At 54.8% G+C, this 14780-nt stretch carries 10 protein-coding genes; 5 read left to right on the top strand and 5 right to left on the bottom strand.

Annotated elements, in window-relative coordinates:
* Positions 1-75: 75 nt before the first annotated feature.
* Positions 76-3576 (top strand): DNA polymerase III subunit alpha, encoded by a 3501-nt coding sequence (gene dnaE / locus KIH39_RS02185; RefSeq protein ID WP_213497641.1) that lies wholly within the window; start codon positions 76-78, stop codon positions 3574-3576.
* Between the two features lie 4 nt (positions 3577-3580).
* Here the strand turns inward: dnaE and KIH39_RS02180 are convergent, their stop codons facing one another.
* Positions 3581-4381 (bottom strand): polyprenol monophosphomannose synthase, encoded by an 801-nt coding sequence (locus tag KIH39_RS02180; RefSeq protein ID WP_213497640.1) that lies wholly within the window; start codon positions 4379-4381, stop codon positions 3581-3583.
* Positions 4382-4456: 75 nt separating this feature from the next.
* Between KIH39_RS02180 and KIH39_RS02175 the strand changes: the two genes are divergently transcribed.
* Entirely contained in the window at positions 4457-5167 is a 711-nt protein-coding gene (locus KIH39_RS02175) for a hypothetical protein (protein ID WP_213497639.1), read from the top strand.
* Between the two features lie 16 nt (positions 5168-5183).
* Positions 5184-6725 carry a YifB family Mg chelatase-like AAA ATPase gene (locus KIH39_RS02170; RefSeq protein ID WP_213497638.1) on the top strand — a complete coding sequence of 514 codons (1542 nt, stop codon included), beginning with the start codon at positions 5184-5186 and terminating at the stop codon, positions 6723-6725.
* 5 nt (positions 6726-6730) lie between these two features.
* Here the strand turns inward: KIH39_RS02170 and KIH39_RS02165 are convergent, their stop codons facing one another.
* The gene (locus KIH39_RS02165) at positions 6731-7741 is read right to left on the bottom strand and encodes an NAD-dependent epimerase/dehydratase family protein (protein WP_213497637.1); all 1011 of its coding nucleotides are present in this window, start codon (positions 7739-7741) and stop codon (positions 6731-6733) included.
* Between the two features lie 55 nt (positions 7742-7796).
* On the bottom strand, positions 7797-10418 hold the full coding sequence (gene gyrA, locus KIH39_RS02160; RefSeq protein WP_449343006.1) for a DNA gyrase subunit A: 2622 nt from the start codon (positions 10416-10418) through the stop codon (positions 7797-7799).
* Between the two features lie 213 nt (positions 10419-10631).
* Between gyrA and KIH39_RS02155 the strand changes: the two genes are divergently transcribed.
* Positions 10632-11285 carry a tetratricopeptide repeat protein gene (locus KIH39_RS02155; protein WP_213497635.1) on the top strand — a complete coding sequence of 218 codons (654 nt, stop codon included), beginning with the start codon at positions 10632-10634 and terminating at the stop codon, positions 11283-11285.
* Positions 11282-11950: a leucyl/phenylalanyl-tRNA--protein transferase gene (gene aat / locus KIH39_RS02150; protein WP_213497634.1), complete on the top strand. Its 669-nt coding sequence runs from the start codon at positions 11282-11284 to the stop codon at positions 11948-11950. Before KIH39_RS02155 ends, aat begins: the two co-directional genes overlap by 4 nt.
* Here the strand turns inward: aat and KIH39_RS02145 are convergent.
* A complete protein-coding gene (locus KIH39_RS02145; RefSeq protein WP_213497633.1) occupies positions 11947-12705 on the bottom strand; it encodes a PIG-L deacetylase family protein in 759 nt (252 codons plus the stop codon). The genes aat and KIH39_RS02145 overlap by 4 nt on opposite strands.
* Before the next feature lie 15 nt (positions 12706-12720).
* On the bottom strand, positions 12721-14766 hold the full coding sequence (locus KIH39_RS02140) for a hypothetical protein (protein ID WP_213497632.1): 2046 nt from the start codon (positions 14764-14766) through the stop codon (positions 12721-12723).
* Positions 14767-14780: the final 14 nt, after the last annotated feature.

The following is a 14780-nucleotide window of genomic DNA, read 5'->3' as shown; positions in this document are numbered from 1 at the left end:
AGAGCGGTATTACCGCTCTCTGTTCGTTTACGGACTCATAAAATACCCATGTCGATTCTACTCTGAGGAATTTCCATGGCCGAGAAGTCGTTCGCCCATCTCCACTGCCACAGCCACTATAGTCTGCTCGATGGCGCGAATCAGATTCCCGATCTCATCAAGCAGACCAAGAAACTGGGAATGAATTCGATTGCCCTGACCGATCACGGCAATCTCTATGGGGCCATCGAGTTCTATCGCGAAGCCAAGGCTCAGGGCATCAACCCCATCATTGGGTACGAAGCCTATATTGCTCCGGGGAAAAGAACCGAAAAAGCGGTCTATCGAAAGGACGCGGCGTATCACCTCACGCTGCTGGCCCAGAATGCGACCGGCTTCAAAAATCTCATCAAACTTGCCTCTATCGCCTATCTGGAAGGCTTTTCCTACGTCCCGCGTATCGACAAGGAACTCCTCGAACAGTTCTCCGAAGGGCTGATCTGTCTGAGCGGATGTCTCTCGGGCGAATTCAACGAACACCTGTTGAAAACCGATGTGAAAGAAGCCAAAAAACTGGCCGAATGGTACGCCCAGCTTTTCGGGGACCGCTTCTTCATCGAGATCCAGAACAACGGTCTGGATATTCAGGATGCGTGTACCGATCAGGCGGTTCGCATAGCCGACAAACTGGGTGTTCCCCTGGTAGCCACGGCCGATGCCCACTACCTTTGCAGTGATGATGCGGTGGCTCACGACGTGCTAATCTGCATCAACACAGGGGCCAAGCAGTCCGACGAAAAGCGAATGCGGTATGGCGATAACAGCCGATTCAAAAATCCCTTCTACGTCCGCTCGCCGAAAGATATGTACGACCTGTTTCCCAAACAGGCGGATGCTGTGGCCCGTTCACAGGAAATCGCCAACAGCGTCGACATTCAAATCGATTTTAAGAAACGGCACTTCCCGGTTTTCGATCCGCCCAAGGGCAAAACGCCGGAGCAGTATCTTCGGGATCTGTGCGAAATTGGCGTGCGCGAACGCTATGGCGATAATCCCAAACCGGAAGTATTAGCCCGATTTGAACACGAACTGGGGATCATCTGCCGGATGGGTTTCGCAGGCTACTTTCTCATCGTTTGGGATTTCGTACGCTTCGCTCACGAGCAGGGCATCCCGGCCAGTGCCAGAGGTTCCGCCTGCGGGGCACTGGTCAGTTACGTTCTGAAACTTAGCCACGTCTGCCCGCTCGAATACGACTTGCTGTTCGAACGCTTCCTGGACCCCAACCGCAGCGAAGCGCCCGATATCGACATCGACTTCTGCCAGGATCGCCGGGAAATGGTGATTCAGTATGTGAAGAGGAAGTACGGGGAAAATAGCGTGGCGCAAATCGCCACCTTTGGCACGATGGCGGCCAAGGCGGCCCTCAAAGACGTCGGACGCGTACTGGACATTCCTCTCGATCGCGTCAACATGATGACCAAATTCGTCGCCTCCAAGCCCGGGACGACACTGACTCAGACTCTCAAGGAATCTTCCGAGTTCAAACGCGAATACGAGACCGACCCCCGTACGCGGGAATGGGTCGACATCGCCCTGCGTCTGGAAGGCATGAACCGCAACGCAGGCACGCACGCTGCCGGGGTGGTGATCGCCAATGGACCGCTCACCGACTATTGCCCGGTGCAAGTCGTCAAGCGCAAGGACGGCGACGAGAGAACGGAGTCCCTGACCACGCAGTGGCAGATGGGCGACCTCGAAAAGGTCGGCATGCTGAAGATGGACTTTCTCGGTCTTCGCACACTCTCGCTCGTCGACAATACGCTGATTAATATCAAGAAAACGCGCGGCATCACTCTCGATCTTCAGAAGATCAAGCTCGATGATAAACCGACTTATCAACTGCTTCAACGCGGCGAAACCAAGGGCGTTTTCCAGTTCGAATCTGAAGGGATTCGCGAACTGCTCAAGCGCATGAAGCCGGATAATATCCGGGATATCATTGCCTGCACCGCCCTCTATCGACCCGGTCCGCTCGAAGGGGGAATGGTCGACGAATATATCGACTGCAAACATCGCCGCAAGCAACCGACCTATCCCCACGAGATCATGAAATCGGTTCTGGAAGAGACCTACGGCGTGATGGTCTACCAGGAACAGGTGATGCGGATTCTCAATCAGCTCGGGGGAATCGAACTCTCCAATGCGTATGCCTGCATCAAGGCCATCAGCAAGAAAAACAAGGAGATCATCGACGCCCGCAAAAAGGATTTCATCAAAGGAGCCATGGATAAGGGGCTCGGTGAATCCAAGGCCGACGATATCTTCGAACTGATTGTAAAGTTCGGCGGCTACGGCTTCAACAAATCGCACTCGGCCGCTTACGCCCTGCTCTCCTATCAGACCGCGTATCTGAAGCATCACTTTCCCGCAGAGTTCATGGCCGCGTTGCTTTCCTCGGAAATCGACGACGGCAATAAACGCGACATGCTGGTCGATCACATCGGCGATGCCAAGAAAATGGGCGTGCAGGTGCTTCCGCCCGACGTGAATCGCGGCGAAGCCATGTTTACGGTTTCCAGCGGCAACATCGCTTTCGGACTGATGGCCATTAAAGGAGTGGGACGAGGAGCGGCCGAAGAGATTGCCGCAGTACGACAGAGTTCGGGAGCTTATAAGGATCTCTTCGATTTCTGCGAACGGGTGGATACATCCAAGGTTACCAAGTCGGCCATCGAGCGCATCATCAAAGCCGGGGCCATGGACGGATTTGCCAAGCCGTTTGGCCACCGCTTTCAATTGCTGACCGCTCTACCAACCGCGTTACAGGCCGCCAGCGATCTGCAGCAGGATCGCAAACGGGGTCAAAAAAACATCTTCGATGCCATCGAGGACGACTCGCCTACCGAGGAAGGTTTTGGAACGCCGGTGTTACCGGACGTTCCTCGCTGGAATAATCTGGAGCAACTCAAGCACGAGAAGGAATCGCTCGATTTCTACTTCAGCAGTCATCCGCTGGCCGATTTCGATACGGAGATGCGCCGTTATGCCAGCCATACCATCGAGATGTTGCGGGAGTTGGATGCGGGACAGAGTGCCCGAATCGGGGGGATGCTCTCTTCCGTCCGCCTGATGACCACCAAGACCGGCAAACGATACGTCCGCTGTAAGATCGAGGATTTTTCCGGTCAGATCGAGTGCGTGATGTGGCCGGACGATTTCGCCCGCTTCAACGAGATGTTCCACGATGACAAGATCTATCTGTTCGAGGCCGAGCTAGAGAAAGGCATGCGCGAGGAACCGACGGTTATTCTTCGCAAGCTCATGACGCTCGAAGACGCCAAGAAAGAGTTGACCCGAGGCGTAATCCTGCGCATGTCGATGGAGAAACACCACGGGGATACCGTCGAACGATTGGCAAACCTTTTGAAGCGAGCCCCCGGTCCTTGCGGGGTGGAACTGCACGTAACCGATGCTTATAAACGTAAAGTGAAATTCCGCCTGGCCCCGGAGTTTCAGGTGAATCCGCAGAAATTACCGCTGGAAGAAATGGAAATGCTGCTGGGTGACAGTGCGATTGTGTTCAGTGCCCGCTGAGAATCTAGTGGGACAAAACCGGAAGGGACAGCTTGGCCACGTGGTCGAGTCCCAGCCGATAGCGGATGCCGAGGAAAACCAGCATGCTCAGCGAACGCACGGCCTCCCGGAGGTTCACTTTCGACACCCCGGCTCGACGATTTTCGAATATGATCGGCGTTTCGCCCAATTTGCTGCCCGCTCGAAAACAGCGGTAGAGCACTTCCTGCTGGAAGGAATACCCACGCGACCAGATTCGTTCCAATTTGGCCTGTCGAAGCTTGCTGACCCGATAACAGCGGAAAGCCCCGCTGGCGTCCCGGACACCCATCCCAAACAGTATGCGAACCAGCAGATTTACCGAGCGACTGATGATTTTACGGGAAAGAGGCCAGTTTTCCGTGCCCCCGCCCGGCGTGTAACGCGAACCGATCATCACGTCGTTTCGTTTCATCCCTTCCAAGATGGCAGGAATGAAACGCGGCGGATGGCTGAAATCGGCGTCCAGATTTAACAGGAAATCGAACTCGTTCTCGAAAGCATATTTGCACGCGGCCAGCATGGCAGTGCCGAGGCCGAGCTTTCCCGAACGGTGGATCACATCGATCCGGGGATCGGCCGCCTTCAATTCGTCGGCCAGTTTCCCTGTTCCATCGGGGGAATTGTCATCGATGACCAGAAGTTGGGCAAACGGGACTTTGGAGAGAATTTCTTCCGAAAGCGCCCGCAAATTATCCCGTTCGTTATAAGTTGCCAGGGTTACCAACAGGCGCACCGCAGGCGAAACTCCGCTATTTTCGCCATCCGGTTGACTTCCTGCTTGCATTCCTGGTACCTCCCCAAATATCCTAGAGTCTAGCTCATAATCGTTCTCGGCGAAAGTGCAAGGCGAGGATATTTCATGCCGGTTGTTGTTTGTACCGAATGTGATACCAAAATGAAAATTCCCGACGAGGTTCTCGGGAAGAAGATTCGCTGCAAAGCATGCAAAGCTGTTTTCTTGGCCCAAGAGCCGGTAAGTTCAGTAGTTAGCGAAAAACCCAAAGCCGGCCCTCCCCCTCTCAAAAAGCAAGCTCCCCCGACGCCAGCCGCCGTGCCACCGATTCCCCTAAGCGCGGCGGAAGCCAAAGCGAAACAGCTGGATGAAGAGTTGGGAGGCGATCAGAATCCCTACACCTTGAATAAAGACGATGATGGAGCCTTGCCACGCTGCCCGTTCTGCGCCAAAGAACTGGCCTCCGAAACGGCGGTGATCTGTCTCAGTTGCGGTTACAACACCGTAACGCGATTGCGATTCGAAACTAAGGCCGTTTATCAGCCCACAACGATGGAATGGGTTTCCCACCTCGCTCCTCCGTTTCTGGGCATTCTTGCCATGATTGCCCTGATTACCGGACAGGTCATTGTCTTTTTGAAATTGGGATCTTGGATGCAGGAAACCTTCTTCTACGACGAAGATAAGAAGAAACTGATCGTCAAACCTGCGATTTTCTCCGGCTGGTTGTGTGTTTTCGTCGCGTTTGCCCTTTGGAAGATCGGGAAATTGGTCTACAAGCGCCTCGTGTGGGATTTCAGACCACCCGAAAAGAAGATCATTGCTGGCGAGGAGTAGTAGTTAGGAAGCCCACGTGTTATCGAAGCTTACAACATTCGCCCTGGTCGGAATTGACGCTCTGCCTGTTGAGGTCGAAGTCGACAATACTCACGCCCAGATGCCCAAGACAGTTCTGGTCGGACTGCCTGAAATGGCCGTCCGCGAAGCGGTCCACCGCATCGAGCGCGCCCTCTTCAATCTCAATTACGCCCTGCCCGATGGCCGAACGGTCATCAACCTGGCCCCGGCCGATCTCCGCAAAGACGCTGGCGGTTTCGACCTGCCTATTGCACTCGGTATGCTGATTGCCACCCGGCAGTTGAAAGCGGACGCCTTGGCCGAGTATGCCATCTGCGGCGAACTCGCTCTCGATGGCAGCGTGCGACCCGTCAAAGGGGCGCTGGCCATGGCGATGGCCGCCCAGGAATTAGGTGTCAAGAAATTGCTAGTTCCCATCGCCAACGCCCGCGAAGCCGCGGTAGTAGAAGACATCGAAGTTTTCGGAGTTGGCACTCTGACTGATGCCGTGGGGATGCTGTCCGGTTATCTGACGCTGGAGCCGACCACTTCGCAATTGACTACGCTTCAACAGAAGATGAATCAGTACGACATCGACTTTGGCGATGTGCGAGGCCAGGAATTCGCGAAGCGAGCTCTGGCCGTCGCGGCGGCGGGCGGCCATAATGTGCTCATGATCGGCAGTCCTGGGACGGGTAAAACCATGCTTTCCCGCCGGCTGGCCACGATTTTGCCACCCCTGACCGCCTTCGAAAGTCTGGAAACAACCCGCATCTACAGTGCGATGGGTCGACTCCCGGCGGGGGAATCACTCCTCACCACCCGCCCTTTCCGTTCTCCCCATCACACGATATCTGATGCCGGTATGGTAGGTGGAGGGACTATCCCGACACCGGGCGAAATTTCCCTCGCCCATCATGGCGTGCTGTTCCTCGATGAACTCCCTGAATTCAATCGCCGGAGTTTGGAAGTTTTACGTCAACCGCTCGAAGAAGGGAAAGTGACGATATCGCGGGCCACGCACTCCTCGACCTTCCCGGCCAGTTTCATTCTGGTCGCCTCGATGAATCCCTGCCCGTGCGGCTACCTCGGCGATCCCAAGCACGCCTGTAAGTGCTCTCCTATACAGATTGAAAAGTACATGGGGCGAATCAGTGGTCCATTGCTCGACCGCATCGATATGCACATCGAAGTGCCCGCCGTGCCCTTCAAGGAATTGTCGACTCAAAGGGAAGGAACCGGCAGTACCCAGATGAGGGAGCAAGTTGATCGGGCTCGGGCGATTCAAGCCGCGCGTTTTGGGGCCGGTGTGAAATCAATCAATTCCCGGATGTCTTCCCGTCAGTTACGAAAGTTTTGCACGCTCGAAAGTTCGAGCCAGGATTTGCTGCAATCGGCCATGGAAATGCTCGGTCTCTCCGCCCGAGCCCACGACCGGATTTTGCGGGTAGCTCGCACCATTGCCGATATCGAGGGGACTGCCGAAATTCAATCTTCGCATGTCAGCGAAGCGATTGCATACCGAACGCTCGACCGCCGGCTCTGGGCGAAGATGTGATTCGCCTATGGCTCATCCACCGTCACAACAGCGGGCTTGGCGGCTTCCAGATCTTCAGTCGTGAGCCGGTTTTCTGCTTTCAACTTCTGGAAAATCTCCAGCGTCTTACGAATCCCGTCTTTCAAGCTGGTGCTGGGGATGTCACCGATATCCTTCTGCAGACCGGCATCGTCCAGATCGTAAGCAATGGCCAGTTGGGAAGTTCCGTGCGTAATCAACTTGGCCGCTTCGGGCGCAATTTCGATCAGAGTCTTAAGGAATGCAGGAATATCGACGACCGCTCCCCGCAGGTTATAGGACTTCGCCCCTTTATACGGGGCTTCCAGACAGCGGACGAAAATCTGAGCCACATCCTCGACGTACTGGAAGTCGGTGATGCCCCCAAAAGCGATGTGAAAAGGCCGATTCATGACCACTGATTTGATCGCCTTGGTCGGATCGCTGGTCATTCCCAGATCCCGCCCGACACCATAGACCGTCCAGGGTCGCAGACCGATGCTGCTGATGCCGAAATCCTGAAAATAGATGCGGGCATTGCCTTCATTGCAGCATTTGAAATAGCCGTAGTGTGTGCTGGGTAACAAGCGGGCATCATCGGGTTGACGTCCCGGCCCATAAGCTTCCGGGGGGCCGAACACGGCGGCCGAGCTAGCGTAAACCACTCGCTTCACCTGCTCGCCGAGCGTTCGAATCGCTTCGAATACAGCAAGTGTGCCCATAACGTTTACTTGAGCGCCGAGAATCGGATTGGCCCGGCAAGTCGGCACCTGCAATCCCGCAAGGTGGATGATGTGCGAAATAGCATTTTCTTTTAGGGCCGAAGTGAGAAGCAACTGATCGGTCACGTTACCGGGAATGAATACGACTTTTCGAACCTGCTCTTCGGAGAGGATCATCCTCATCCGGCGAGCGTCCTCCTTGAGATCGTAAACCCAGACCGAGGCCCCCTTCTCCAGAAGAGCTTTGATGATCCAGGCACCGATAAAGCCATATCCGCCGGTGATCAGAACACGCACGCTTCGACTCCCGAATTTGGGGGCTGCCTAAAACCGAGTTTGCTTCCAATTTCTATCAGGTTGTGGCTGGGACTTTTTCTTCCACAACTTCTTCCGCGGCCACTAATGCCAGGGAGGCAATTTTGTCCCCATCGTTGACACTCATCACGCGCACGCCCTGGGTGTTGCGACCAACCACTCGGACTTCCGAAATCTTGATTCGATTTACCATACCCTGCATGGTCATCAGAATCAGTTCGTGCGTATCCTTGACAGCCGCAATACCGATCACTTTGCCGTTGCGTTCGCTGGTTCGAATATCTCGAACGCCCTTACCACCCCGGCGCTGTTTGCGGTACCGCATCGCTGAACGCTCTTCCCCCTCGGCCGATTCCTCTTCGACGGGTTCCTCGGCTACCGCTTCTTCGCCATTTTCGGGCAATTCATCGGCGGTATTTGGACCAAACGGCGTACGCTTACCGTAACCGTTTTCGCAGATGGTCAAAAGAAAACCTTCCGGATCGGCCACGACCATGCCTACCAGTTCATCATCGTCCTTGAGATTGATGCCCCAGACGCCGGCCGTGTTGCGACCCATCGGACGGGCATCCGATTCGCTGAAACGAATGGCCATGCCGTTCCGTGAGGAAAGAACGACTTCATCTCCCGGTTTGACGAGGCAGACTCCGATCAGTGTATCACCCTCATTGAGGTTGATGCCGATGATCCCGCCCTGCTTGGGTCGCGAGTAATCTTCGAGAGGAGTCTTTTTCACCTTCCCCTGGCGAGTGGCCGCCAACAGGCAGAAGTTCCCTTCGAAATCACGTACGGGGATGACGCTGGTGATCATCTCGTCGGGCTTGAGCGACAGCACGTTGGCGATCGACCGGCCCGCGCTGGTTCGGCTCGCTTCGGGGATGTTGTAAACCTTTAGCCAGTAGAGTTGGCCGCGATTGGTGAAGCAAAGTAGATATGCATGCGTGGAGGCCACAAAGAAATGTTCAACGAAATCGTCGTCTTTGGTGCCGCCCGAGACGCCTTTACCGCCGCGATGCTGGACCCGATAGGTGTCCATCGGCAGTCGTTTGATGTAGCCTTTATGCGATATGCTCACGACCTGATCCTCTACGGGAATCAGATCTTCCATGTCCACATAGGCCCCTTCATCGCTGATCTCGGTCAATCGATTGTCGCCGAATTTATTCCGGAGATAAGTCAGATCTTCTTTAATCACCTCGCGAATCAGGGCTTCGCTGGCCAGCAGGGTTTCGTAGCCGACTATGGCTTCGCGTAGCTGAGCGTACTCCTTGTAGATTTCATCCCGTTCCAGCGCGGCCAATTGCCCCAACTGGAGCCGGACCACCGCATCGGCCTGGGCTTCCGTCATCCGGTATGATTCGGCGACTCCCAATTCCGCCTGTAGAGCGGTCAGCGCTTTTTCACCGATAGCCCGGCCCAGCACGCTGGCCGACACCTCCATATTTTGCAGGGAAATCTTGGTTTCACTGCGGTTGGGAGAAGATCGGCAGATCCGGATAACTTCGTCGAGGGAGGAGATGGCGATCAACTGGCCTTCGAGAATATGGCCGCGTCGCTTAGCTTCACGCAGTTTGTATTCCGTTCGCCGTCGTATGACCTGAATTCGATGCTTGATGAACTCTTCCAGCATCTCCTTGAGGGTTAGAATGCGCGGCCGACCGTCTACCAGGGCCAGCAGAATTATGCTGACGGTTTTCTGGAGCGGTGTGAACTGATAGAGTTGATTTAAAACCAGGTGCGGATCGGCGCCGCGTTTCAAATCGATCACCAGCCGTACCGGCTCGCCATTACGGGCGGACGACTCGTCGCGGAGGGCCGAAATGTCTTTGACTCGCTCATCTTTGACCAGTTCGCCGATATATTCGGCCAGACGATTGCGAGTCTGCTGGAACGGAACTTCCTTGATGATAATCTGAGTCGTCTTGCCTTCTTCGACGATTTCCGTTCTTGCCCGGAGGGTGATTTTACCCCGCCCGGTCTTATAGCCGTCGATTATCCCCTGCCGACCGCAGATAATGCCACCAGTAGGAAAATCGGGGCCCGGAATGTGCGAGATCAGCTCGCCTAGACTCATGTTCGGATTTTCGAGCAAAGCGATGAGGGCGTCGCAAACTTCGCCGAGATTATGAGGCGGAATTTCCGTCGCCATGCCCACGGCGATACCATCGGAGCCATTAATCAGGAGATTGGGCACCTTGCTGGGCAGTACCAGCGGCTCTTTATACTTGCCGTCGTAGTTGTCGATAAAATCGACTGTGTCGTTATTGAGATCTTCCAGCATCTCGGCGGCGAGGTTGGTGAGCCGGGCTTCGGTGTAGCGGTGGGCCGCGGCGGGCAGACCTGCAATCGATCCGAAATTGCCCTGACCATGAACCAGTGTGTAACGGAGAGCCCAGTTCTGGGTCATGCGGACCAGCGAATCGTAAATGCTAGCGTCGCCGTGCGGGTGGTAGCGCTTCATCGTCTCGCCGACGATGGCCGCGCACTTGCTGGTGGAGGAAGAGGGCCCCAGGCCCAGGTCGTTCATGGCCACCAGGATGCGCCGATGCGAGGGTTTCAGACCATCTCTCACGTCGGGTAATGCCCGGCTGACGATCACGCTCATCGCGTAAGCGAGATAGCTGTCGCGGAGTTCGGATTCGATTTCCAGCGTCGGCATTGGCAACGGGGCGGGAGTGCCCCCGCTGGGAGGTGTATCGGCCAAGTGGTTTTTCCTTTAGTTAGCGGGTCCGAAAATGGCTTCCGAACGAATCTCAAGGAACTTTTTTCATCATTGCGTATTCTATTAATTAGGTAAAGAAATTCAGCCTCTTAAAACCGCTGATTTCGCACAAATTCCCAGCTATTTTCCCGGCAATCTGGAGGGTCTGACATGCGTCGAATCACTCTTCTTCCCGTTCTGGTGATGGCCTTGTTGTTTACCCTTCCCGGGGAAGCGCAAACCACCAAGGATTCGCCGGCCGCCGCGGCCACCCGCGCCCGGCTCAAAATCAAAATCAGCATTGAGATGAAGAACGAGATGCTCCGGGAGGTGCTAAAGGAAATCTCAGGGAATCTCCAGGATATTAAAAAAGGCAGCCTGAGCACTTACCCCGATCAGGGGGTCTCCATGAATTCCCGCATTACCGTTGTGGTCCAGAACAAAACCGTCGAGGAGATCCTGGATTCGGCTTTGAAGCCTCTCGACCTCGGCTATATCATCGTTTCCAAGCCGGGCGACCGTTACGATGGCTGGCTCCTTTTGAAGAAGGGCAATTTCCGAGGCGATGAGAATGCCCCCGACGGGAAGAAGAAGGAAGAGGCAAAGGCGAAGGACAAGGACATGCCGGAGAAGAAAGATACCACCAAATCCGATTCGGCCAGCGACGACAAGGAAGCCAAGCGTCTGCTGAACAATGCCAAGAACTATATCTCCCTGAACCGGAACGAGAAAGCGAAAGATCTCCTGAAAGAAATACTCGACAAACATCCGAATTCCAAATCGGTGGATGAGGCCAAGAAACTCCTCGAATCGCTCGACAAGTGAAATCGACCGGCTTCAAAAAACCCTGGATCCCCGTTCACCTGGCCGATGATGAAGGATTGGTCGGCGTAGGTGGGGATTTGTCTCCCGAAACATTGCTCAACGCCTACGCGGACGGGGTTTTCCCCTGGTTCTCCGAAGGAGATCCCATCCTCTGGTGGTCCCCCAATCCCCGAGCAATTATCGAATATGACGACTTTCACATTTCCAAAAGCCTCGCCAAAACCATTCGCAAACAAAAGTTCATCACCCGCTTAGACTCGGCCTTCGAAATGGTCATGGCGGAGTGCGGCCGGCATCGCCCCGAGGGAACCTGGATCAACAGCGAAATGCTGCGTGCCTACTCCCGGATGCACAAACTGGGTTTTGCCCATTCCGCCGAAGCCTGGCTGGACGGCGTGCTGGTAGGAGGCGTTTACGGAGTGGGCGTCGGCGGACTCTTCAGTGCGGAATCGATGTTCTTCCGCGAAACCGATGCTTCCAAAGTGGCCTTGGCGTACTTGATCAACCATTTGAAAGCTCGCGGGTATCTACTCGTGGATGTGCAGATCATCAATGACCACACGCGCAGTTTGGGGGCAACCGAAATCGGACGGAATAAATATGTGACGCGAGTGAAGACTGCGCTCGCAGCCCAGATCGATTTTCTGGAAAAACCAGCGACTTAGAGCGTTTTGGACCCGAGTAGCTCTGCGAGTAAATTGTTCTGGGGATAGCTGTGTCCCAGATGCTGCCGAAATCCTTCGGCATACTCAAAGGCGACATTTTTACCCTGTTTGGCGGACCAGTCTTTCATTGAAATGATGTAATCGTCCACACCGTGATGTTTGATCAGCCAGTTTCGCTGGCTGGCATGAGCGGCCAGCATCTGCGATTTCAAATCCATGACCTTCGTCACTTCGATCCAGAATCCCGGCACGATCGGGCGTCCCAGAATATCTTTGCCTTCCACCGGGTCGCAATAGTAGAGGTGAGGAATATGCTCCAGAGGTGGATCGATCCAGCGGCCATGAAGATAATTGGGGATAGGGGCCGCAAAGGTGGCAGTGCGTACGATTTTGCTGGTAGCTTCGTGATCGGGGTGGTAATCATCGGGGCTGTGCGTCAGCACGACGGACGCACGAACTTTACACATCAGTTGAACCGTTTTCTCCACCAGATCGTTCGAGTACTCCACTCGCATATCGCGAGCTCCCAGGCAGTGGTACTCGCCCCCGATGAGCTTCGCGGCCGAAGCTCCCTCGGATCGTCTAATCTCGGCAATTTTTTCGGGAGGATATTCCGCCGTGCCGCAGTCACCCGCAGTCATGGTCGCAATGTGAACCGTCCAGTTATGTTCCTGCCGAAGTCGGATCAGCGTTCCCGCACAAAGTATTTCTGCATCGTCGGGATGGGCGAGAATTGCGAGAACCGACTTCGACATGTATGGCTTTCCAAATCAAGGACCAACGGACGATGTGGTTGGTGTAGGCCGGGGAGCGGATTGAGCCGCCTGAGCCGCCGCTTGTCTGGTCGGCGCCAACCGCTGCTTCACGCGTTCTCGGATGTAGGGTGAGATCCAGGGACGGCCATTAGGATCATCACCGTCCAGCGGCCCAGGTTGCGGAAGCGGTTCGATCCGATCGCTTACTGAGACCAGCTTAGCCTCATTCATCAGATAAACGCTTCCAAGGACTTGCAGCGGATCACGCGTTCCCGCCGCACCTAAGCCATTCATTATATCATTCAGAGCCAGAACGGCTTCACGGCGTTTGCTCAGGTAAGGACCAGTGATGATATCCAGGTAGTTGATCTCGTATTCCAGAACTTCTTCCTGTTGCTTATCCCCTTCGTTTCCGCCCGCTTCCTCATCGCCGCGATGGAAATACGGATTCTTCAAAAACACTTTTTTCCATAGTTCGAATGCCTTGACGTACAGGGCAGGAGCCTTGGAGGTTTTTGCCATCTTCTTATATTGCTCAGCCTTGAAGAAGATCTTTCGGGCTTCCAGTGTATCTCGGTCCATCTCGGCTTCAGAGCAGAAGAGGAAGGATTTAAAGTTCGTTACGGATGCATTCAAGCGGAAATTTCGCAGGTCCTCATAGGCTTCGAAGCGATCACGCAGTATGGGATCGGCCAATTCTTCCGGAGTCGCTTCCGTCTGTTGCCCCAATTCCTCGATCGCTTTACCGCGATGTTGAGCGAACTCGCGCGCCCGGCTCACCAAATTCGCCATGGTCGCCTTATCGTAGAACAGACCGCGTCCCTTACCGTGCTCATCCCACATGCGGAAGGCTTTTTCCCACGCTTCCTGAGAAGTCATGCTCGGCGGAATGGCAACATCCTGGGTAAACCAGCGTTCCGGTTCACCGATATCGCGAAACTCATCGACTTTCCAGGGGTCGTTATCGATCCAGCCTTCTTTTTGAAGCCGTTCCGCGATATAAGTCTGGGAGCGCGGGGCCGCTTGAAGGAAAATCACCAACATCGGTGACTTGGGAATTCGATACTTGGCTTTTTCTTCCTCGGTCGCCAGATGCACCGGACGATTATTCGGCGGCGGCACGGGCACCATGGAATAACGGTACCAGGCTCGGGCAGCCACAAGCGCATCCGCATCGCGATCCTGGATTTCCCGCTTCGGGGTCAGCTCTTCCGCTTCATCGTTCAAAAATTGCGGCGGCAACACCGGGAACTGATTGTACCCGGAAACTTCCAGGTTCATTCCATCCCGATAACGGGTGGGAACTTTAACGTTCTCTTTCAGGAAGTTCACGATATCGGCCGGCTGGCTCAAAGCCACTGTCGATTCGCGGAGCCGACGCACCAGCTGGGGATGTTTGTTGCAGAATTCGAGGAAGGCCTGCATGTTCACTGCCTTGCGATCGGGCGTCAGAAGCAGATCGGCCTTTCGCTCATCCGGAGGAATGCAGGAAAGCTGGTAAAGACAGCGAAGGGTGTTCACTTTATCGCTGACCGTGAATTTATTCTGAAGATACAGTCCGATGTTATAGCGTAAATCGGGGCTGTTTTCGTTGATCGATTCCCCTTCGGCCAACAGGGAAATTCCACGCGCAATGTAGAAATACATGTCGTTCATGCGCGTCATGGTCACCGACACGTTGTAGGCCAGATTCCATGACTGGAACAACCAGGGAGTCAAGAAGTAGGGCTGAAGCTTCGTGGCCGAGTCGACCACAACTTCCAGCTTATTCCATTCCTGATTCCGCTGGTAGTCGTTGGCTTTGAGCCAGAGAATGCAAGTCACCAGACCTTGAGAGCCGGTTAGCACCAGTTGAATGGCTTTTCCGGAAAGCTCCGAGCCGCCGCGCGAGTCGGAACTCAATTTCCAGCGATCCGCCTGGGATTTGACCGTGTATTTATTCAAATCCCCGGGCAGGGTAAACTTTCCGCGTCCGAACAACGTCACCACGAAAATGGCCACGATGAGAACTGAATAAGTCAGCTTCCGGTTGAACGCGGCTTTTTGAAACGTATTTGCCATGGGTCCCCGTCAAA

Origin of the sequence: Telmatocola sphagniphila (genome assembly GCF_018398935.1) — a bacterium.
Classification (GTDB): domain Bacteria; phylum Planctomycetota; class Planctomycetia; order Gemmatales; family Gemmataceae; genus Telmatocola; species Telmatocola sphagniphila.
Note: the sequence above shows the minus strand (reverse complement) of the source record. Positions and strands in the feature narration are given on the sequence as shown.

Bases quoted from the DNA above. Each gene is read 5' to 3' on its own strand.
- KIH39_RS02145 (WP_213497633.1), bottom strand. From the start codon at position 12,705: ATGTCGAAGTCGGTTCTCGCAATTCTCGCCCATCCCGACGATGCAGAA.
- gyrA (WP_449343006.1), bottom strand. From the start codon at position 10,418: ATGCCGACGCTGGAAATCGAATCCGAACTCCGCGACAGCTATCTCGCT.
- KIH39_RS02180 (WP_213497640.1), bottom strand. From the start codon at position 4,381: ATGCAAGCAGGAAGTCAACCGGATGGCGAAAATAGCGGAGTTTCGCCT.
- dnaE (WP_213497641.1), top strand. From the start codon at position 76: ATGGCCGAGAAGTCGTTCGCCCATCTCCACTGCCACAGCCACTATAGT.
- KIH39_RS02155 (WP_213497635.1), top strand. From the start codon at position 10,632: ATGCGTCGAATCACTCTTCTTCCCGTTCTGGTGATGGCCTTGTTGTTT.
- KIH39_RS02175 (WP_213497639.1), top strand. From the start codon at position 4,457: ATGCCGGTTGTTGTTTGTACCGAATGTGATACCAAAATGAAAATTCCC.
- KIH39_RS02140 (WP_213497632.1), bottom strand. From the start codon at position 14,766: ATGGCAAATACGTTTCAAAAAGCCGCGTTCAACCGGAAGCTGACTTAT.